Source organism: Luteococcus struthionis, from assembly GCF_048595755.1.
In the GTDB taxonomy this organism is placed as follows: domain Bacteria; phylum Actinomycetota; class Actinomycetes; order Propionibacteriales; family Propionibacteriaceae; genus Luteococcus.
Genome location: NZ_CP184360.1, coordinates 1,549,812 through 1,570,876, shown reverse-complemented (window position 1 = coordinate 1,570,876; position 21,065 = coordinate 1,549,812). Strand labels below are relative to the sequence as shown.

The 21,065-nt window shown below is 67.7% G+C and carries 18 protein-coding genes; 9 read left to right on the top strand and 9 right to left on the bottom strand.

The features are described 5' to 3' along the window. The first annotated feature begins 77 nt into the window (after positions 1-77). Entirely contained in the window at positions 78-719 is a 642-nt protein-coding gene (locus ACOAMO_RS07095) for a TetR/AcrR family transcriptional regulator (protein ID WP_420176883.1), read from the top strand. A 35-nt stretch (positions 720-754) separates the two neighbouring features. On the opposite strand, the gene ACOAMO_RS07090 is transcribed toward ACOAMO_RS07095, so the two are convergent. The 5 genes from ACOAMO_RS07090 to ACOAMO_RS07070 form a co-directional block, all read right to left on the bottom strand. Next, entirely contained in the window at positions 755-1,657 is a 903-nt protein-coding gene (locus ACOAMO_RS07090; protein ID WP_420176882.1) for a DUF559 domain-containing protein, read from the bottom strand. Between the two features lie 127 nt (positions 1,658-1,784). Continuing rightward, positions 1,785-3,122: a flavin monoamine oxidase family protein gene (locus tag ACOAMO_RS07085; protein ID WP_420176881.1), complete on the bottom strand. Its 1,338-nt coding sequence runs from the start codon at positions 3,120-3,122 to the stop codon at positions 1,785-1,787. Positions 3,123-3,272: 150 nt separating this feature from the next. Beyond that, positions 3,273-5,999 (bottom strand): S8 family serine peptidase, encoded by a 2,727-nt coding sequence (locus tag ACOAMO_RS07080; protein WP_420176880.1) that lies wholly within the window; start codon positions 5,997-5,999, stop codon positions 3,273-3,275. A gap of 564 nt (positions 6,000-6,563) precedes the next feature. Beyond that, positions 6,564-6,881: a hypothetical protein gene (locus ACOAMO_RS07075; RefSeq protein ID WP_420176879.1), complete on the bottom strand. Its 318-nt coding sequence runs from the start codon at positions 6,879-6,881 to the stop codon at positions 6,564-6,566. 69 nt (positions 6,882-6,950) lie between these two features. Next, on the bottom strand, positions 6,951-7,880 hold the full coding sequence (locus ACOAMO_RS07070) for an alpha/beta fold hydrolase (protein WP_420176878.1): 930 nt from the start codon (positions 7,878-7,880) through the stop codon (positions 6,951-6,953). Positions 7,881-8,055: 175 nt separating this feature from the next. Between ACOAMO_RS07070 and ACOAMO_RS07065 the strand changes: the two genes are divergently transcribed. Further along, entirely contained in the window at positions 8,056-9,051 is a 996-nt protein-coding gene (locus tag ACOAMO_RS07065) for a Gfo/Idh/MocA family protein (RefSeq protein ID WP_420176877.1), read from the top strand. 120 nt (positions 9,052-9,171) lie between these two features. Beyond that, entirely contained in the window at positions 9,172-10,119 is a 948-nt protein-coding gene (locus ACOAMO_RS07060; protein ID WP_420176876.1) for an ROK family glucokinase, read from the top strand. Positions 10,120-10,142: 23 nt separating this feature from the next. Here ACOAMO_RS07060 and ACOAMO_RS07055 read toward each other — a convergent pair whose 3' ends face one another. From ACOAMO_RS07055 to ACOAMO_RS07045, 3 genes are all read right to left on the bottom strand, one after another. After that, entirely contained in the window at positions 10,143-10,823 is a 681-nt protein-coding gene (locus ACOAMO_RS07055; protein ID WP_420176875.1) for a response regulator, read from the bottom strand. Further along, positions 10,820-12,079 carry a sensor histidine kinase gene (locus ACOAMO_RS07050; RefSeq protein WP_420176874.1) on the bottom strand — a complete coding sequence of 420 codons (1,260 nt, stop codon included), beginning with the start codon at positions 12,077-12,079 and terminating at the stop codon, positions 10,820-10,822. Before ACOAMO_RS07050 ends, ACOAMO_RS07055 begins: the two co-directional genes overlap by 4 nt. Positions 12,080-12,193: 114 nt before the next feature. After that, entirely contained in the window at positions 12,194-12,637 is a 444-nt protein-coding gene (locus tag ACOAMO_RS07045; RefSeq protein WP_420176873.1) for a DUF2382 domain-containing protein, read from the bottom strand. Positions 12,638-12,823: 186 nt separating this feature from the next. On the opposite strand from ACOAMO_RS07045, the gene treC reads away from it, so the two are divergent. The 5 genes from treC to ACOAMO_RS07020 all read left to right on the top strand — a co-directional run bounded on the left by treC (position 12,824) and on the right by ACOAMO_RS07020 (position 18,904). Beyond that, positions 12,824-14,470: an alpha,alpha-phosphotrehalase gene (gene treC / locus ACOAMO_RS07040; RefSeq protein WP_420176872.1), complete on the top strand. Its 1,647-nt coding sequence runs from the start codon at positions 12,824-12,826 to the stop codon at positions 14,468-14,470. Positions 14,471-14,531: 61 nt separating this feature from the next. Next, on the top strand, positions 14,532-16,673 hold the full coding sequence (locus tag ACOAMO_RS07035; RefSeq protein WP_420176871.1) for a glucose PTS transporter subunit IIA: 2,142 nt from the start codon (positions 14,532-14,534) through the stop codon (positions 16,671-16,673). Between the two features lie 145 nt (positions 16,674-16,818). Further along, positions 16,819-17,157, top strand: coding sequence for a hypothetical protein (locus ACOAMO_RS07030; protein WP_420176870.1), 339 nt, complete (start codon positions 16,819-16,821; stop codon positions 17,155-17,157). Between the two features lie 68 nt (positions 17,158-17,225). Beyond that, positions 17,226-17,870, top strand: a complete 645-nt coding sequence (locus tag ACOAMO_RS07025) for an HAD-IA family hydrolase (protein WP_420176869.1) — start codon at positions 17,226-17,228, stop codon at positions 17,868-17,870. Between the two features lie 89 nt (positions 17,871-17,959). Further along, positions 17,960-18,904: an alpha/beta fold hydrolase gene (locus ACOAMO_RS07020; protein WP_420176868.1), complete on the top strand. Its 945-nt coding sequence runs from the start codon at positions 17,960-17,962 to the stop codon at positions 18,902-18,904. Between the two features lie 58 nt (positions 18,905-18,962). On the opposite strand, the gene ACOAMO_RS07015 is transcribed toward ACOAMO_RS07020, so the two are convergent. After that, positions 18,963-19,922: a LysR family transcriptional regulator gene (locus ACOAMO_RS07015; RefSeq protein ID WP_420176867.1), complete on the bottom strand. Its 960-nt coding sequence runs from the start codon at positions 19,920-19,922 to the stop codon at positions 18,963-18,965. Positions 19,923-20,083: 161 nt separating this feature from the next. Here ACOAMO_RS07015 and ACOAMO_RS07010 point away from each other — a divergent pair, with 161 nt between their 5' ends. Next, entirely contained in the window at positions 20,084-21,052 is a 969-nt protein-coding gene (locus ACOAMO_RS07010; RefSeq protein WP_420176866.1) for a hydroxyacid dehydrogenase, read from the top strand. The last annotated feature ends 13 nt before the right edge of the window (positions 21,053-21,065 follow it).

The following is a 21,065-nucleotide window of genomic DNA, read 5'->3' as shown; positions in this document are numbered from 1 at the left end:
TCCGTCGAAGGCATCTGCGCTCCCGGCGGGCACCGTCCATGGTGACAAAAACGTGCAGTTACTGCAAAAATATTCCTGTGGATCTTGCCAGTTTCGATCAGGACGTGGGCGTGCGCGAGCGCAAGAAGTTGCAGACCCGCAGGGCCCTGCACCGCGCCGCCACCAGGCTGGTGACCCAACACGGGCTTGGTGGTGTGACCACCGACGACATCGCGCGGGCCGCCGGGGTGAGCCCTCGCACCTTCTTCAACTACTTCCCCACCAAGGAAGCAGCCCTGACCGGCGTGCCCGAGGTGGTGGTGGAGCGCATCACGACCCTGGTGGCCGAGCGCCCGGCCGACGAACCGCTGTGGACCACGGCCAAGTTGACCGCTCGGGCGCTGTGCCAGGTGGCGGTGCACGACGAGGAGCAGTGGCGGGCACGTGCCCAGTTGCTGGCCAACCGGCCAGAGCTCACCGCCCTGCTGTCCAGCGTCGAGCGGACCCTCGAGATGGGCCTGGTGGACGCGCTGGTGGCGCGCGCCGAGACCCTCGCAGCGCCCACCGACCCATGGCGTCCACGGATGCAGGCGCTGGCCGCGGTGAATGCGGTGCGCGTGGCAGCGCAGGTGGGTGATGACCCGGCGGAGGTCGAACGAATCCTGGAGGAGATCCTCGACAGCCTGGACGCCCTCCACGCCTGGCCCCTGTCGCCGTGCCGTCCGCAAACAGAGAGCTGACGCCCCTTGACTGCCACCATGGCAATGAGGACCCGTCAGCTCTCTGTTTGCGGCAGCCAACGTCCCCGACGTGAGGCCCACCAGTGGTCTCCTCGTCGGATCATGACCAGCAGCGCCTGCTCGGTTTCCGGCCAGGAATGCATGACCTGTTCATAGGTGAGGCGTACGACGATGTAGCCGAGCGCCCGCAGCCGCAGATCACGCTCGCGATCCCTGCGGTAGCGCTCCTCGCCAGTGTGGAAGGCCCGGCTGTCCACCTCGATCACGAGTCTCTCCCCCACCAATAGATCCACGCGGCCAACTCCCCCAATCGCCACCTGCGCACGCACATTGATCCTGCGCGCGCGAAGCCGCAACCGCACCACGGTCTCGGGTCCGGATTCGCCGCGGTCCATCTGGCCGAGCACGTCCTCCACCCCGGGGCCGCTGCCCAGCGCCAGCCGAATCTGCGCCGGCGACATCAGTCGGCGCTCGACCAGCGATTCGGCCACGATCAGGAAGTCCTCCCGCCCCAGGCACCACCACGCGGCCCGCAGCGCCTCGTCGGGATGGTCGACCGCACGACGGGGAGCTCTGGCGTGCCGGTTGCCGATCGTTCGGCACCGCTTCATGCCGTCGGGGAGGCCACCGGTGCGATTGTGGTCGATGCGCAGGTGGAGCGTCCCCGAGTCGACCTGCCAGGCACCGTGGTGCGCCAGCGCCGAGGCACAGGTCAGCGCACCTCCGGCACGCACGGCCCGCAGCACCTGCGCATCGGCGTTTGGCAAGGCATACCACCCACGTCGAGGCCGCAGCAGGTTTCCGGCGGCCAATTCGCGGCGGATGTCGCCTTGGCTGTAGCCAGCCGCCAACAGATCCCTCGTCGTGCACACGCCGCCCGGCGCCTCGATCGCTCCCATGCCCAGGATGATGTGCAGGACGAGGTCATTGCACCCCACTCATCCACAGCCAACGGTCCTCCGCGCAGGGTTGGGACAACGGAGGTGCGTCCGCAAACAGAGAGCTGGCGGGTCTTCACTGCCATGGTGGCAATGAAGACCCGCCAGCTCTCTGTTTGCGTAGAGGTCAGCCGATCAGTTGCTGGGCAACCTGCTCGCCCGAGAGCACGGCGCCCTCCATGTAGCCGTTGTACTTGGAGGAGTACTCGGCGCCGGCAAAGTGCACGCGGCCCTCCGACGCGGCAAGGCTCGGCCCGGTGGCCGTCCAGACACCGGGCGCGAAGTGGGCGCCATGGCAGCCCCCGGTGAACTCCTCGCGCGACCAGTCACGGTCCACATAGGCCAGCGGCTCGGGGTGGGTGTCACCGAAGGCCGCGTTGACGGCCTCCTCCATCGCACGCTGGCGCAGGAAGGCCGAACGTCGGCTGATGCCCGAGGCCTCCCCACCCTCGAAGAAGCCCATCAGCACGCCGGTCTTCTCCGACGGATTGGAGTTGTCGACGATCACGCGCATGGCGCCCTCGCCGGAACCCACCTGGCCCGACAACCCGGCGCGACGCCACCACGGCGACTCGTAGACCAGGGCCGCCTTGATGACATTGCCTGCGGGGATCTGGGTGGCTGCATCGGCGCGCCACTGGGGCAGCCCAGGCTCGAAGTCGACGGTGGACAGCAGGCGCGGCGGCAGGGTCACGATCACCTCACGCGCCTGCACCGGGGCGCTGTCGGCCAGGGTCAGCACCACATGGTCGTCGTTCTGCGAGATGGCGGTGACCTGCTTGCCCAACTGCACCCGCTCGCCCAGTCCTTCGGCCAGCTTGTCGCACACCTGGACGACGCCCCCGGCGACGCGCTGCTGGTGGGCGCCGCCATTGAGCGAGATCAGCGCCTCCATGTCGATGCCGTCGTTGACCCGACGCAGGCCGTCCACCAGCGTGGTCTCCTCGGCGGGACGCCCCATCGAGCTCTCGAAGACGCGGTCGAACCACTCGCTGGCACCGGGGGTGCGCAGGTTGGTGGCGGCCCAGGTGGAGACGGCCTGGTCGAGCCAGCGCGTGTTGGCGCTGCACCATGCCGGGTCCTTGGCGACGCGCTCGGCCAGCCGGCGAAAACGCATCAGGCCCTGGCCCAGGTCGGCCATCTCGAAGGGGGTGAGGTGGTCCTCGATGTCATTGCTGGTGGGCACCTGACGGGAGGCCCCGGCCACGCGCACCACGGCGGCACCCTCGGAGGGCTCCACGAGTTCCAGGCCGAAGCCCTTGACCAGATCCAGGATCCGTTCGTGGCTGGGCGAGACCCACTGGCCGCCCATCTCCAGCACGGTGTCCTGCTCGACGACATTCTCCAAGCGGCCGCCGACACGCTCGCGCGACTCGAGGACGACGACGTCCTTCCCGGCTTCCACCAGTTTTGCTGCGGCGCTCAGGCCGGCGAGTCCCGCACCGACCACTGCAACGTCCAACATTGGGCCTCCTGAGCCGTCCTCTGCCTGTCTTGATGACGACTCTACTCAGTGCGGCTGGCCTGTCCCCACACGGGTGCCGCGCAATGGCCCGGCAAAAGCAACGGGGCCCCACCGATCGGTGGGGCCCCGTCGCGGTCCAGTCCAGCAGGCTCACTGCTGGGCGCGCTGCACGGCCAAGGGGTCGATCGGGCTGGTGCCGTCGTCGACCGGGGCCGGGTTCTGGAAGGTTGCCGTGAAGGGCTCGCTGGTCCAGCTCTGCCAGTCCTCCGGGTTGTCGGCATCGCCCAGGGCCCGCAGGGCCTTGATCTCCAGGATGTAGTCACCGGGCTGCACCCGGGCCTGGTACGGGCTCGATCCGGTGGTCAGGTAGGTGCCGTCCCACGGCAGGCCCACATTGGCGCTGGCGCGGCCCTCGTGGACGAACTCGGCGGCGATGCCCACCTGCTCGCCCTTCGTGCCGTCGGCATTGGCCTTGTGCACCACCATCTGCAGCATCTCGGTGGGGTATTCCAGTCGGAAGACCGGCGTCGGCTGGTCATCCTTGGCCATCGAGTAGCTCAGCCCCTCCTGTTCGGGCAGGCAGACGGCGCGACGATCGTTGACCGGGCCCGTCATCTCGCCCAGACAGGGGCCGTCGAAGCCGGGGGCGCGGAGCACGTCGACGCGCTGGTAGTCACCGGCCATGCCGAGGTAGGGCACGTTCAGCGTGGTGCCGGTGTCGGAGCTGGCGACGATCCAACCGCCGTAGAGGTAGCCATTGGGCGCGTCGGTGGGCGCCTGGATGGTCACCTTCACCTTCTTGGTCTTGCCGGCCGGCACCACCACGCGCTTGGGCAGCTTCACGTTGGCATCCATCAGGTCGAAGGAGGGATCGCTGGTGCCCAGCGAGCCGATGGAGCTCTCGTTGGCGAAGGTGTAGACGGTCGCTCGTCGCGAGTCGTTGCGCAGCACGAGTTCGGTGGTGACCGGCTTGCGCTGTGCCTCGCCCAGGCTGATCTTGCTGGGGCTGATGCTCTGCTGGGTCAGCAGGGCGCGGTCAACCTGCACCATGCCGGAGCCCTGGCGCAGCACCATCTCCTTGAGCCCCAGGTCTGGCGCCAGGCTCCACAGGGCGCCGTGGTCGGCGGTGTTCTGCAGCAGGGTGCGCACCGTCTGGGGCTGGCCCTTCAGCTCGGGACGCTCCTGCAGCAGCTGCGCCACATTGCCGGCGACGTGCGGGGCCGCCATCGAGGTGCCGGACATCGACGTGTGGCCGCCCTTCTCGAGCGGATAGGTGGACCAGATGTTGCCGCCGGGAGCGCCGACGTCGGGCTTCAGGTCGAGGTCGGCCGAGGCTCCCCAGCTGGAGAAGCTGGAGATGCGTCCGGCATTGGGATCCGCGCTGGAGACGGTCTGCTCGGTCCACTCCACCACATTGCCCTGCTCCAGCTGACGGGCCAGTTCGGTGCCGTCCTGCTGGCTGAGCATGACCACCGGGATGGTGATGGGGGTATCGCCGGCCACGCTGGGACTGATGGTGCCCGGCGCGTTGTTGTAGAGCAGGACGGCCTTGGCACCCGCCTGCTGGGCGGCCAGCGCCTTCTCGTGGAAGCTGCAGGTGCCGCGCTGCACCAGGGCGGCAGCACCGTCGGCGAACAGCGCCTTCTGCTCCTCGGTGTAGGGCTCGCAACCCTGGGCCTGCGGCGTGCCGGGCTCGCCCAGGGAGACCACCGGGAGGCTGCCGGTGGTGGGCACCGGCACCTCGTCGGCGGCGGTGTAGCCGTAGAGCTTGCCGTTGGCCTGGGCCCGGATGGCGCGCTGGGTGACGTGGGAGTTGTCGAAGCTGGCCACCGAGATGGTCTTGCGCCCCACGCTCGGGGCTCCCGAGCTGAAGGCGCCGCTCTCGCCGGCATTGCCGGCCGAGACCACCATGATGGTGCCGCGGTCGCTCATCGCGTCGGCGGCCTGCGCGGTCGGGTAGTCGGCCCAGGTCATCATGCTGGCGCCCAGCGACATGTTCACCACGTCCATGCCGTCGGCCTCGGCGCGCTCCATGGCGGCCATGATGATCTCGCTGGAGGTGGATCCGTTGCAGCCGAAAACACGGTAGGCGCCAAAGCTCACCTTGGGCGCCACGCCCTTGATGCCCTTGCCGGAGGTGTCGCCGTCGGCGCCGATGATGCCTGCCACGTGGGTGCCGTGGCCGCCGCAGTCGTCGGGAACCGCGTCGGGGACGGGGATGCTGTCGGGCTTCTCCGCGTCGTAGTCGTCACCGACGAAGTCATGGCCCCACTTCACCCGACTGGTCGGGAAGCTGGTGGAGCCATTGGTGCCCTTCCCGCCCAGGTCTGGGTGGTCGATGTCGATGCCGGAGTCGATGACTCCCACCTTGATGCCCTTGCCGTCCAGGCCAAGGTCGTCGCGGGCGATGGCGGCACCGGTCAGGTTGACCGCGGTGGCCATGTCGGGACTGGTGGCACCGCCGCGGGTCACCGGCCGCTTGGCGGTCACGACGGGATAGATGCCCTTGACCCCGGGCAGTCGGGCCAGCTTCGCCGCCTGCTTGCCGTCCATGGTGACGGCCATGCCGTTGAAGGTGCGGGTGTAGGAGCGATGCTGCTTGACCTTCACACCGGCCTTGGCGGCGGCCGCCATCACCTTCTTCTGGGCGTTCACGTTCTGCGCGCTCTTGCCGCCCTGTGCGGTGACGGCGCCTTCCACCTGCACCAGCCAGCGGTTGCGTACCACCTGGCCGGTCTGGTCCTGCTGGGCGATCTTGATGTAGTCGGACATGCGCCCGAGGTCACGATCCTGCGCCTGGGCCTGTTGGGGCAGGCTGCAGAGACCGGAGACGACCAGGGCTGAGGCTGCGAGGCCGGACATCATGCGACTGTGCATGGGTTCTCCTCCGTGTGGGGTGGGCCCACGGCGTACCCGTCGGCCGAGTCTGAACCTAGTGCACTGGCCCGAGCCTTCGTCAATGGTCCATTTCCCAACCTGTGCGAGCTTTGCGGGATCCCACACCGGTGCGCAGGAGCACCGCGACCGTCCGGGACGGCTCCGCAGGGCATGCAAGAACCCGCGGGGTGCCCGGCAGCTGTGCCGGGCCGATCGGTTGGACGTGGACCGATCCCCGCAGGTTCCGGTGGCTCGTGTGGATTGCCACGCGTCCCTTGACGGGCTCGCTCAGGCGCGAGCCACCTCACTCGTCCTGTAGTCATTCATCGGTCAGGACCACCTCCTTCCTTGTGTGCCCACCACGCTAGGCGGGCCGGGCAGGGGCGGCAACCGATTTTTCGCGGCCTCGACAAGCTCGGCTGTCGGGGAAGGGGGCCTCGACAGGCTCGGCCAACGGGGAGGGCGGCCTCGACAAGCTCGGCCATCGGGGCGTTGGGCTCGGCCACCGGGGATGGGGTCTCGGCCGCCTCCCCTTCCCGGTCCCCGAGCCTGCCGAGGGGAAGCTCAGTGGCGGTCCACCAGGTACCAGCTGGCCAGCGCCGTGGCACCGGCGACGCTGAAGACGCTGGGCCAGGCGCCGATCTTCTTGGCCAGCGGGTGCGAGCCGCCGAAGGCGCCCAAGTAGAGCGCGGTCAAGCCGGCGGTGGTCAGGGCGCCCTGCTCCTTCCACTTCACGCCCGACGCCACACCGGCGGCGGCCAGCACCGCACCACCCAGGGGCCGGTTCCCGCTGAAACGCGCGACGGCGTAACCACCCACCAGGCCCAGTGCGCTGGTCGCAGCGCTGGGCACCTTGGCGCAACACGTGTCCTGCTTGTCCATCTTCACTCCCTGTCCGTACGGCCTTGCCAGCGTCACCTCGGTGACGCCCTCGTGGTCCTTGCCCGGAGCCTAGCCCGGCATGCGGCGCACCGCGGGACGCGCCGGTGGCAGCCCGGCGACGAAGGCGGCGACGCGCTCGACCACCGCGTCGTGCCAGATCACCTTGCGGTGCCCCTGGTTGGCGGTGACCATCAGCTCGGAACCGTGCCACGACTCGTGCAGTTCGCGGCTCTGCTCCAGGGGATTGTGCGGATCGTCCTCGTCGTGCACCACCAACATAGGGGGAATCCAGCCGGCCTGGGCCATCCGCTGCACGTCACGGCGCAGGTCGAACTCGGCCAGGTCGCTCCCCAACCGGCGCTGGGCGCGCTGCAGGAAGAGCTCACGGGTGCGCGGCCCCATCCCCGTCACCTTGGCGAACCAGTGCAGCGCCGGCTCGATGGAGACCTCCGGGGCGAAGAGCACGAAGGCGCCGGGCATCCGCCGGGCCCGGCGGGCGCGCAGGACGGCCATCGCACCCCTGCCGTGGGCCAGCACCAGGGCAGGTTCACCCATCTCGTCCAGCACCGCATTGACGGCATCGGCCATCTCCTCCACCGAGGCCATGCCGAAACCCTCGGCACCATGGGTGGAGTGCCCATGGCTGGGCGCATCGAAGGCCACCACCCGGTAGCCGCGCTCCAGCAGGGTGCCGATGTGGGCCTGCAAGAGCTGCCAGTACCCACCCCAGCCGTGCACCAGCAAGGCCACCGGTGCGTGCTCGGGGCCGAAGGTGTAGCCGGTGATCTCCGCGTCTCCGCTGAGCAGGAAGAAGGGCTCCCCACCGCTGGGGGTGTACTTGCCGAGTTTGCGTTCCTTGGGCGGATCGGGCACCTGGAACCACATCACCTCGCCCACCGCCGCAGCACGCTGCGGTGAGGTCCGCTCCAGCGCCGCCATCCGCAGCCGCACATGTTTGGGTGCGCGTACCGCCGCGACCGTCGAATCCTTCTTGGACATCGATCACTCCCCCGAGCTTCCCGGAGGCGCGGTGCCCCCGCCCTGTCAGGGTAGAGCAAACATTGTGGTTGGACTGTGGGGCGCCTGCAGGGTGACACTGGCGCGACCCCGTCGGGGGGATGACGACGCGGCCGGGATGGCCCTGTCGGGACATTAGGGTGCAACCAGGAGGGTGATGCAGATGCTCAGGTTCGCGAGTGTTGGTACCAGCTCGATCGTGGAGCTCTTCGGTGCCTCCGTCGCCCTCGTCGACGAGGTCTCGTGGGTGGCGGCCAGCTCCCGCGACGAGTCACGCGCCGCACAGCTGGGGGCCCCGCACGGAGCCCGCCCGGTGAGCGGGGTGGACGCCCTGGCCAGCGCCGACGACGTCGACGCGGTCTACATCGCCTCACCCAATGCGCTTCACCATGCCCAGGCCCGGCAGTTGTTGGAGGCGGGCAAGCACGTCCTGGTGGAGAAGTCGGCCTGCACCACCGCCGAGCAGTGGCGTGACCTGGTGGAGGTGGCCAACAGTCGGGGGCTGGTGGTGCTGGAATCGGTTCGCGCCGTGCACGAGCCGCTGTGGCGCCACGTCACTGCGCATCTGGAGAGCCTGGGGCCGGTGCGTCAGGTCTCGCTGCAGCTGTGCCAGCGCTCACGTCGCTACGACAACTTCCTGGCCGGCAAGGTGGAGAACATCTTCCGGCCCGAGATGGCCGCCGGCGCACTGATGGACCTGGGCGTCTACTGCCTGCACCCCTTGGTCTCCCTGTTCGGGATGCCCACCCGGGTGCAGGCCTCCAGCGTGAAACTGTCCAATGGCATCGACGGGGCCACCACCCTGCTGCTGGACTACCCCGGCTTCACCGCCACGGTGGCCTGTTCCAAGGTCTCGGCCAATGCTTGCGGCAATGTCATCGCCGGCGAGGACGCCAGCCTGTTGCTGGACCGCATCGACGACCCCCACCGGTTGCAGCTGGCCTGGACCAATGGCGCCGAGACCGAGGAGGTGCCGCTGGACAAGTCCCTGCCTCAGCAGGCCCATGTGCTGCGCGCCTTCGCCCGGATGGTGCAGGATCCTGCCCTGGCCAGGCCCCACCAGCAGGCCACCGACGACGCCCTGACCGTGATGGACGAGGCCCGTCGCCAGGTGGGGCTGGTCTTTCCCGCAGATCCCGGCTGGCAGGGCTGAGCGGCCCCGACAAGCAGCTTTGGGGGTTCTGCCCGGTCCTCAAGACCGCAATGGTTGAATGGGATTCGGTGTGGACACCGTGCCTTTCGGCCCGGCACCAGCAGCGAGATGAGGAGTGGCATGTCCCTGGCCATCGGAGTGGATGTCGGCGGAACCAAGATCGCGGCCGCCGTGGTGGACGAGTGGGGCAAGATCGTCGCGCAGTTGCGACGCCCCACCCCCGCCAATGACGCCGACCAGGTGGCCGCCACCATCGCGGAGCTGGTCAAGGAACTGGGCGCCGAGCACGAGGTGACAAGCATCGGCATCGGTGCCGCTGGCTTCGTCGACAGCTTGCGCGCCAAGGTGGTCTTCGCCCCCAACCTGGCCTGGCGCAATGAACCGCTCAAGGAGCGGGTGGAGCGCGCCACCGGGCTGCCCACCGTGGTGGAGAACGACGCGAACGCCGCCGGCTGGGCGGAGAACCGCTTCGGATCCGCGCAGGATGCACGGTCGGCCGTGGTGCTGACCATCGGCACCGGCATCGGTGGCGCCATCATCAACGACAACCAGCTGGTGCGTGGCGCCAACGGCTTCGCCGGCGAACTGGGCCACTTCATCGTCCGTCCCAATGGCCGCCGCTGCGGCTGTGGCCTGCGCGGTTGCTGGGAACGCTACGGCTCCGGCAGCGCCCTGGTGGTGGAGGCCCGCGAGCTGGCCACCGTCGCCCCGGAGCGCGCCGAGCGGCTGCTGGAACTGGCCGGCGGGAATCCACTGCGGGTGGAGGGGAAGCACGTGACGCAGGCCGCTCGCGAGGGGGACGCGGCCGCGCTGGACTGCTTCGACGCGCTGGGTGACTGGATCGGCCGAGGCATGGCCGTGATCGACGCGGTGCTCGACCCCGACGTCTTCGTGCTGGCCGGTGGCGTGGCCGAGGCCGGCGACCTGCTTCGCGAACCGGTCCTCAAGAGCTTCCACAAGCGGCTGACCGCCCAGGGCTACCGCGACGCCCCGCACGTGCGGCTGGCGATCCTGGCCAATGACGCGGGAATGATCGGCGCCGCAGACCTCTCGCGGCAGCCACAGTGACCCTGGCCCGCTGACCTGTCGGTTCAGCGACGCTGTGCGTCGTGCACCACCAGGGCGGCCTGCACCCGGTTCTCGGCGCCCAGCTTGGCCAGGATGCTAGAGACGTGGGCCTTGACCGTCGGCAGCGAAAGGTGCATCTGCTGCGCGATCTCGGCATTGGCCAGGCCGTCGGCCACCGCCTCGGCCACCTCGCGCTCACGCGGGGTGAGTGCCTGCAGGCGTCGCCGGGCGTCGCTGCCCTGCCCCTGGTCGGGGGCGGTTCCCGCGGCGCGCATCATCACCTGCTGCAGCACGCTGGGCGACAGCGCCGGTTCGCCCTGCGCGACAGCCTTCACCGCGGCGACGATGCGTTCGGGAGGGGTGTCCTTGAGCAGGAAGCCGGTGGCGCCTGCGCGGATGGCTTCCACGACGAGTTCGTCGGCGTCGAAGGTGGTCAAGACCAAGACCTTGGTGCCCGGGCGGGCGGCGAGCACCTGCCGGGTGGCCTCGATGCCGTCCAGACCGGGCATCCGAATGTCCATCAGCACCACGTCGGCCTGCTCGCGCTGCACCAGCTGCGCGGCGCCCTGGCCGTCGCCGTGCTCGGCCACCACCTGGATCTCCGGGCTGCGCAGCATCAGTGTCAGCCCGGCGCGGACCAGGGCATCGTCGTCGACGATCACCACCCGGATCGCAGGGGCGTTCTGAGGTGGCTCAGTGCTCATGACCCCATCTTGACATTCCACGGCAGGTGGGCGCTCACGACGAACTCGGTGTCGGTGCGCGTGCCGGTCAATTCACCACCAGCCAGCTCGGCGCGTTCCTGCAAGCCGGCCAGCCCCATTCCCGCCCCGGGCACGTGCGAGGTGCCGCGCCCCAGCGGATTGCGGACGCACACGTTCAGGCCGTGCTCAGCATCACCGTCCACCTCCACCTGCACCGGCAGCGACTGGGCGTGCTTGCGCGCATTGGTGAGCGACTCCTGGATGATGCGATGCACGTGACGGGCGGTCGTCGGGCTGAGTTCGGCGGCCCGGGCCCAGAAGTCGTCGGGAACCCGCAGGGCGATCGACGCCCCCGCCGACTCCTCCTGGGCCACCAGTGCGGGCAGGTCCAGCAGCGAGGGTTGCGGCGGCGTGACCGGATCACTGCCCTCGTCACGCAGCACCCCCAGCACCTCGCGCAATTCCTCGAGTGCCTGGTGACTGGTCTCCTGGATCAGGCTGGCGGTCTGGCGCGACTCCTGCGGGCTCAGGTCGTCCTTGAAGGCCAACACCCCCGCGTGCAGCGAGATCAGGCTGATCTTGTGGGCCAGCACGTCATGCATCTCGCGGGCGATGCGAGCCCGCTCGGCCGTGCGGGCCTGGGCCACCCGGGCACTCTGCTCCCGGCCTGCCAGTTGGGCGGCGGTGCGCCACGACTCCACCAGCTCCGCGCGGGCGCCGCGGTTCCACCCGATCAGCATCACCACGGCCACCACCAGCAGCTGCATCACGAAGAGCAGCATGATGTCGACGGCTCCGCCGGTCAGCAGCGCGCCCTCCTCGGTGGAATGCCCAGACACGGCCCAGTCATTGACCACGCCTGCCAGCATCCACCCGGCACCCGCCACCAGCACCTCCGGCCAGCGACGTCGGGCCGCAAGCGCCAGCAGTGCGACGCAGGTGGCCGGGGCCAGTCCCGATGAGAAGGAGGACCCGGCCAGCAAGATCCCCGTGACAAGCCGCGGATGACTGTGGCGCCAGATGATCGCCGGGGTGAGCAGTACCCACAGCGCCAGGTCGGCAGCCATGAAGGCATGCGCCACATTGGGCACGGGCAGGCCCATCGCCTCGAACCACACGGCGCTCCACACGATGAAGCCCAGGAATAGGCACAACAGGACGCGCCAGCCCTGCGCCACCCAACGGCGCCAGCGCGCCTGCGGGGGCGCTGCGTGAAACAGCACCGGACGGCCTGCCGCGGCCTGCGTCGTCTTCATGCCGGTCAGTCTAGGGACGGCCCACCGGCTCCTTGATCGACCACTGGTAGTGCTGGCGGAGACTTCGGTAGGGGTCTGCGGACCTCACCACCCAAGGGGTTCGGGACCCGTCGATCAGTAGTTGACGGTGGCGTCCCCGTCGGTGGTGACCTCGAGCTTCTCCTTCGCGACGGTGCCGTCCACCTGCACCAGGGAACGCTGGGTGTCGACCACCAGCTGCACCTTCTCGTAGGGGACGGTCTCGACCACCACGCGCGGCTCCTCGCGGTGCAGCACGTACTCCTCCACCACGGTGCTGTGCACCGTGTCGGTGGAACCCCGCACCGTGCCCGGATGGCCCGAGGGCGCCTGCTCCTGTGGGTACTCGATGACGAGCTCCTCATGGCGCACGGGGACGGTGATGGTGCGCTCCTGCGTCACCACGCGTCGGGTCACCTTCACCTTGGCCCACTCGTGCCGCTCGGCATGGGCCACCATGCGTTCCTCGTGCCGGACGATCTGCCCCTCGGCAAGATCCATCCGGTCCTGCTCCACGTCGGTGGGTGTCTCGTCGCTCATCGCCAGCTCCTGTCCGCGTGGGCGGGGCCTTCCCGTCCTTCGTCTGTTTCGATCGTGTCACGCCCTGGCCCTGCTGCCATCCCCAATTCACCGATGGCAGAACTGGACTGCCCCTCGTGCCCGCCTACCAGCTGTTAGATTCTCGGAAATGCAGCACCGTGGCTGCCCCGATCCCTAGGTTGGTTCATGAGCTTCCACGAGTCGGTGGTCTACCAGATCTACCCGAAGTCCTTCCGTGACACGAATGGCGACGGGGTCGGGGATCTGCGCGGCATCATCGAGAAGGTGGACCACATCGCCTCCTTGGGCGTGGACCTGGTCTGGCTGAACCCCTTCTACCCCTCGCCGCAGCGCGACAACGGCTACGACGTGAGCGACTACTGCGCCATCGATCCGGCGATGGGCACCATCGCCGACTTCGAGGAACTGGTGGCCCGGCTCGCCGAGCACGGCATCGGGATCATGCTCGACATGGTGCTCAACCACACCTCCACCGCCCACGAGTGGTTCCAGCGGGCCTTGGCCGGTGAACAGCACTACCGCGACTACTACATCATCAGGTCACCACGGCCCGATGGCAGCCTGCCCACCAGTTGGGGCTCCAAGTTCGGCGGGCCGGCCTGGGCGCCCTTCGGTGAGACGAGTGACTACTTCCTGCACCTGTTCGACGTCACCCAGGCAGACCTGGACTGGCGCAATCCGGCAGTGCGACAGGAAATGGCCAAGGTGGTCAATTTCTGGCGGGGCAAGGGCGTCAAGGCCTTCCGCTTCGACGTGATCAACCTGATCGGCAAGGCCGCCGAACTGGTGGACGGCACACCGGGCACCGACGGCCGCGACGCCTACACCGACGGCCCACAGGTGCACGAGTACCTGCAGGAGCTGCGCCGCAACAGTTTCGGCCAGGACCAGGATTCGGTGACCGTCGGGGAGATGTCGTCGACCTCGATCGAGGCCTGCGTAGGCTACTCCAATCCCGACAACGGCGAACTGGACATGGTCTTCAACTTCCACCACCTGAAGGTGGACTACGCCAACGGCCAGAAATGGACACTGGTCCCGTATGACCTGGCCGCCCTGAAACGGATCCTCGACGAGTGGGCCGTCGGCATGCAGGCCGGCAATGGCTGGAATGCCCTGTTCTGGAACAACCACGACCAGCCACGCGCCCTGGACCGTTTTGGTGACCCGGTCAACTTCCACGCCGAATCGGCCACCATGCTGGCCACCGTCATCCACCTGCTTCGCGGCACCCCCTATGTCTACATGGGTGAGGAGATCGGCATGACCGATCCCGAATACACCCTGATGAGCGACTACGTCGACGTGGAGGCCCACAATGCCTACGCCGAGCTGCTCGCCACCGGTGAGAGCGCCGAGCGTGCCTTCCAGATCGTCCACTCCAAGGCCCGTGACAATGCCCGTACCCCGATGCAGTGGGATGACGGCCCCACTGCGGGTTTCACCGACGGCATTCCGTGGCTGCGCCCCACCAACCAGGACCGGATCAATGTGGCCGCCGAGCAGGACTCGGAGCGCATCCTGGGCCACTACCGTCGTCTGATCCAGCTGCGCAAGAGCGAACCCTTGATCAGCGAGGGCCGCTACGAGTCCTTCGACGCCGGACACGAGGCCGTCTTTGGTTACCTGCGCACCTTGCAGCAGCGCAGGCTGCTGGTGCTGGCGAACTTCCGCGGCGAACCGGCCGGCGTCCAGATTCCCCCCGAATACGCCGACGGCACCCTGCTGATCGGCAATCACGATGACGCAGTCGTCTCCCGCGAGATGACGCTGCGCCCCTATGAAGCTCTGGGCATCGTCGTGGAGCCCTGAGCACCCCACTGGCGCCTACTGTCCCGGGCGCCGCCATGAGTCCCCAAGGGAGAGGAACCCCATGACAACCGACGAGATCCCGCAGCTGCGGCCCGAAAGGCTCGTGGCACCGATGGCGGGCGAGGTCATCGACCTGGCCGACGTGCCCGATCCCGCCTTTGCCAGCAAGAAGATGGGCGACGGCTTCGCGGTGCGGCCCACCAGCAATGAGGTGGTCGCCCCGGCCGACGGCACCGTGTTCATGTCTGCCAAGACCGGCCACGCGCTGGGCTTTCGCACCCCCGAGGGCCTCGAACTGCTGCTGCACCTGGGCATCGACACCGTCGAGCTGGAGGGCAAGCCGTTCGCGCTGACCGCCACCAAGGGTCAGGAGGTGAAGGCAGGTGACTCGCTGGGCACGATGGACCTGGATGCCGTCGTCGCGGCGGGCAAGGACACCTCGGCGATCTTCATCATCACCAACACCAAGAAGCGCCTCTACAGCCTCGAGGTGGACTTCGGACCTGCCGAGCTGGGTGCACCGGTTGCCACGGCACAGGTGAAGCCCGCCCCCGCCAAGAAGGCCGCGGGCTCGGCTGCCGGAGCCGCGGCCGCTGGGGCCGCGACAGGCTCGGCCACCGTGGATGGGGGCTCGGCCACCGCCGATGGGAAGCTCCCCGAGCCTGTCAACACCCCCTCGGTCCCCGAGTCTGTCGAGGGGTCCGGCCACGCCGCGCTCGACCGGGAGAGCCTGGACGGCTACGACCTGCTCGCCTACGACATCATCGACAACGTCGGCGGCGCCGACAACATCCGTTCGGTGATCCACTGCATCACCCGCGTTCGCTTCTACCTCAAGGACGAGAAGCTCGCCAATGACGAGGTGGTGGCCAACCTCGACGGCGTCATCGACGTCGCCAAGGCCGGCGGCCAGTACCAGGTGGTGATCGGCCCGGCCGTCGAGGAGGTCTTCGACGCGGTGGTCAAGCAGCTGCCCCAGGTGGACAGCGTCTCGGCCGACGTCGTCGAGAAGGAGAAGCCCACCACCGCCGTCGGTTGGTTGAAGTACGGCTTCAGCGAGTTGATCGGCGTCATCACCGGATCGATGATTCCGATCATCGGCCTGCTCGCCGCCAGCGGTATCCTCAAGGGAATTCTGGCGCTGCTGATGAACTTCGAGGTCATCACCGGCGAGAGCTCCACCTACATGGCGATCAATGCCATGAGTGACTCGGTCTTCTTCTTCCTGCCGATCTTCGTCGGGTTCACCGCCGCCAAACGGCTGGGTTCCGACCCGATCGTGGTGGCCATCATCGGCGGCGTGCTCACCTACCCGACCATCGTGGAGGCCGCCGGCAAGGAAGGCTCCACCAGTTTGCTGGGCATGAGCATGAATGCCGACTTCTTCGGCATCCCCTACCCGTTGGCCAGCTACTCCTACTCGATCTTCCCGATCATCGTCGCCGCGTGGTTGGCCTCCAAGGTGGAGCCCTTCTTGAAGAAGATCATCCCGATGACGCTGCGCATGATCTTCGTGCCCTTCTTCGAGGTCTTCATCGTCTCCGCCGCAATCCTGCTGATCCTGGGCCCGATCGTCATGCTGATCTCCGGTGGCATTGCCGCCGCCATCCAGGGCGTCTACGACCTGAACCCGACCATCGCCGGCACCCTGATCGGCGGCCTGTACCAGTCGCTGGTGATCTTCGGCCTGCACTGGGCCGTGATTCCGCTGGTGGCCAGCGACATCGCCTCCTCGGGCCACTCCTACCTCAACGCCCTCATCTCGGCGACGATGGTGGCCCAGGGTGGTGCGGTGCTCGCGATCTTCGCCAAGACCAAGGTGGCCAAGATCAAACAGCTGGCCGGGTCCGCGACGCTGGCCGCTTTCAGCGGCATCACCGAGCCCGCCATGTATGGCTTGAACCTGAAGTACGGTCGCGCCTTCATCACCGCCTCGATCGGCGGTGCCGTGGGTGGTCTGCTCACCGGCCTGTTCAACGTCAACATGTGGGGCTTCACCGGCTCGCTGATCGGGTTCACGTCGTTCATCAACCCGAAGGACGGCATCGACTCCAGCTTCTGGGGTTACCTGATCGCCTCCGCTGCCGCGCTGGTGGTCTCCTTCGTGCTGACCTACATGTTCGGCTTCTCCGACGCCGATCTGGATGGCGAGAAGGAGGTCAAGAAGGTGCGTCTGGGCTCGCGTGAGCCCAAGGGAACCTGATCCCTCGCCCCTTCGGTTCGAAGTGGGGAGGATTTCCACCGTAGTCGGTGGGAATCCTCCCCACTTCTCGGTCTCGGGCCTCTGACCGGCGGCTGAGCACTATGCTTCAGGAGCTCGGGGACGCAGCTTTCGAGAGGTGCCCCCCGTGGAGATTATCGAGTCCCTGATTCCGTACGCGGATCTGGCCGTCGCCGCCTACATTGCCTTGAGCCTGTTCGGCGAATTCCTTTCTGCACGTTCAGAGCGGGAGCGTCGGCGTCGGTTGAGGGCCGAGGGGTATTGCGCTCACCCCACACATTCGAAGAAGGACTACTGCCACAATCCCCCGGCCCGGCCTGGTGGGCGATGCCGGGCGAATCATCCTTCGGCGCTGCCCGTCCCGGTGATCAATCGTCGCTCCTTCGTCTGGGCTGCGGCCGGCATCAGCATCTTCCTCATCGTCAGGCCCATCGCCGAGTACCTGTGGCCCTTGGCGAATCGGTGATGCCCGCCCAGGCGTTGCTCACCTACGGCAGATAGCCTGCATGCAGACGATCTGAGAGGTGGAGCCGCATGTCGCAGACCCATGCAGTGGACGGAATCCTGTTCGACAACGACGGTGTGTTGGTGAATTCCATCCCGACCGCCATGCGCATCTGGCGTGAGTGGGCCAAGCAGCGATCACTCGGAATCGACCCCACCGTGGACTTTCCCCATGGCATGCCCGCCCGCGAGTACATCGCGACGCTCGTGCCGCAAGGTGAGGCGGACGAGGCCTACCGGGAGCTCGATGAGACCGAGATTGCCCACGCCCATGAGGTGGACGCGATCCCCGGGTCGGCAGAGCTGACCACCAGCCTGCCCGCCGACCGCTGGGTGGTGGTGACCTCCGCAGGTCGAGACCTGGCGACGGCACGGGTGCGCGCTGCCGGGCACAACCCCCAGCAGATGGTGTCCGTGGACGATGTGACCAATGGCAAGCCCCACCCCGAGCCCTACCTGCGCGGTGCCGAACTGCTGGGCCTGGATCCTTCCCGCGTGGCGGTCTTCGAGGACGCCTCGGCGGGGGTCAAGGCAGCGCGAGCCGCGGGTGTCGGCCTGGTGGTGGGCGTCGGCGACCAGCTGGATCCCTCCACCGTGGACGTCCTGGTGCCCGACCTGCGTTCGGTCAGGCGCGTGCCGTCGGACGAGGGGATCGTGCTGGAATTCGACGTCTGAGGGGTTACCGCGCGCTGTCATCGTTCCGCAGGCCGCATAGCATCGAGCCAGACGCCGCACCCGGGCGGCGATGCGACGAGGAGGTCGGCATGGCTCTGCAGGAGATCGAGTTCACGTCCAGCAATGGGCGCGACATGATCCAGGCGTGGGTGTACACCCCGGTGCGCGAACCGCGTGCGGTGGTGCAGTTGATCCACGGCCTGGGCGAGCACTCGCGGCGCTACCTGAGGTTGATCTCGGCGCTGGTCGACGAGGGTTTCGTCGTGGTGGCCGACGACCATGCCGGGCACGGCCGCACCGCGATGCGTGACGGGATCTGGGGCGACGCCGGCGATGATGCCGCCCGCGTCGTGGTGGACGACGAGATGACGTTGCAGGCCAAGGTGCGTGAACTCTTCCCCGAGCTGCCGTATGTGGTCTTTGGGCACAGCTGGGGTTCGATGATCGCGCGTGTGATGGCTATCCGTCCCGAGGCGAAGCTCGACGGGTTGGCGCTGTGCGGGATCGCGGCGCAGATGAAAGGCATCGAGCAGACGATGGACCGGACGTGGCTGGAGGAGGTCGGGACCGGGCCGCAGGCCGCCGAGCCCGCGCCCGACGAGCTGGTGGGCCAGCTCTTCGACGGCTTCCTGGACCGCGTTGAGGAGGGTGCGCCGCAGACCGCGTGGGTAGCGCGCGACGAGGCCGTGGTGGCCGACCACGGACGCGACCCGTTCAACAACTTCGGTGCCCCGCTCAGCGCCCGCTTCCTCAAGGGATTCGTCGACATCTACGACCAGGCCAATGCCGACGACTTCTACACCCGTCTGCCGGCCGACCTGCCCGTGCTGATCCTGGCCGGAGACCAGGACCCCGTCGCCAACTTCGGCGAAGGGGCTTACCACGTGGCCAATCGCCTGGTGGCGAGTGGGCACGAGGATGTGCGGACCCGGGTGTGGAGCGGCCTGCGCCACGAGGTGCACAACGAGTCCGAGAGCCGCGACGAGTTGGTCGCGGAGCTGGTCGACTTCCTGGGACGAGTGGAGGGTAGGTGACCAGGACAGGGCGGCCGCCGCGCGAATGACCCGGCGGCGCCGCTGCCCCACCGCGCCCCTACTCCACGACGTGGAAGGGGTGCAGTTCCTGCAGGTCTGCCGCCACCGCCTTGAGGCCATCGACGAAGGCCTCGGCATAGCCCGGCATCACACGTTCCCGGTGCCGGATGAGGTGGATCTCCTGGAAGATGGGCTTCCCGTCGTCCAGCAACGGGAAGACGTTGATTCCATCCAGCTGCCCGCGCAGACGCAGGAGCGAGATCTGGGTGCAGTAGCAGGCGGCCATGCCTGCCATGGCCAGGGGGATCGTCTCCGCCGTAGCCGTTCCCGTGAACCTGATATCCGGGGTGATCCCGGCACGAGCAAAGGCCCCGGCCATCCGCTGCCCCAGTTGATTGGTCATCACGGAGAACGGCAGGCGTCCGAGGTCCGCCAACCCCACGCCATCACCTGCCCTGCCCTTGAGCGCCCGGATCTCCGCCGGTGAACAGTGCCGCTGCAGCAGCTGCTCGGGCACGCACACGACGACCTGTTCCCGATAGAGCCACTCCTGGGCAAGCTCCGGGTCGAATTGTGTGCCCAGCACTATCCCCAGGTCGAGCTCACCGCGCAGCACCATCGCCGTGATGACCGACGAGATGCCCGCCTTGAACGTCACCTGCACGTGCGGGCGAGCCTCGACGAAACGTGGAACCACCTGTGGCAGCAGCTCATTGCCACGAACCGGAGCGCAGCCCAGGCGCAGATGACCTCGTTGTCCGTCGCCCACCTCCTCCAGCTGGTCGCGCAGGTTCATCTCCTGACGCCCCACCGATTCGGCGAAGGCCAGCACCGCCACGCCCGCGTCGGTGAGCGCCAGCGACGGTTTGCGATGCAGCAACGCAGTGCCGAAGTCGTCCTCCAGACGTCGGATGTGGTTGCTGAGTGTCTGCTGGGACAGGAAGAGTCGGCCAGCCGTGCGGGTCATGTTGAGGTCACCAGCCAACTCACGGAAGTAGCCAAGGCTGATCAGGTCCATGCAGAAACACCCCACAAATTCTCTTTGTCGCATCCCAAAGAAATCATCGCTCGCTCTGAGGTGGGATCGATCCTAGGGTTTTGGCAAGCAACGAGGCAAGAGCGAACAAGGCAGTTCGCGCGAGCTGGAAGAAATTCCAGAATTTGATCGGAGCACAATCAATGTCGATTCGCGTCCTACTTCCGCAACCACTTCTCCCGGAGGGAGAATCCTATCTTCGCGAGCACGGTTACGAGATCGTCGAGGGGCGGGGAACCACCGAACAGGACATCGTCGAGGACATCGCCGACTGCGATGCCTTGATCCTGCGCACCGCCAAGGCTCCCCAGCGGGTCATCGACGCCGCGCCGAAGCTCAAGATCATCGCGCGACACGGGGCGGGTTACGACGGCGTCGACGTCGAGGCGGCGCGACGCAACGGGGTGCTGGTGTGCACCGCTGGCCCGTCGAATGCCATCTCGGTGGCGGAGTTGGCGATCTTCTACATGCTCTACTGCTCACGCAATTTCAAGGCAGTCCAAAAGCATTACGTGGACGACTACAAATTCGCCAAGATGGGAATTCCCAAGACCGAATTGCACGGAAAGACCCTTGGCCTGGTCGGCTTGGGAAACATCGGCAGGCTCGTGGCCCGCAAGGCGGCGCTGGGATTCGACATGAAGGTGCTCGCCTTCGATCCCTATGCTTCGGGTGACCTTCCCGGGTACATCGAGCTGCTGCAGGACCGCGACGAGCTTCTGGCCCGGGCCGACTACGTCTCGCTCCATCTTCCGGCCACCGAATCCACCGTCGGATCGATCGACTCCGGGGCCTTCGAGCTGATGAAGCCCACGGCCTATCTGGTCAATACCTCGCGCGGCACCATCGTCGACGAACCCGCGCTGGTCGCCGCGCTGGAGCAGGGAAGGATCGCGGGAGCCGCCCTGGACGTGACGGCACAGGAACCCATCCAGCCCGACAACCCGCTGCTCGCCATGGAGAACGTCCTCACCGCCCCACACATCGGTGGGGCGACCAAGGAGGCGGCCTTCCGATCGTCGCTGGCCTGCGCCAAGGCCATCCATGACCACTTCTCCGGCCGCACCCCCGACTTCGTCGTGCCCGAACTGCGCGACCTGATCGACGCCTGATCCACCCCCGAAC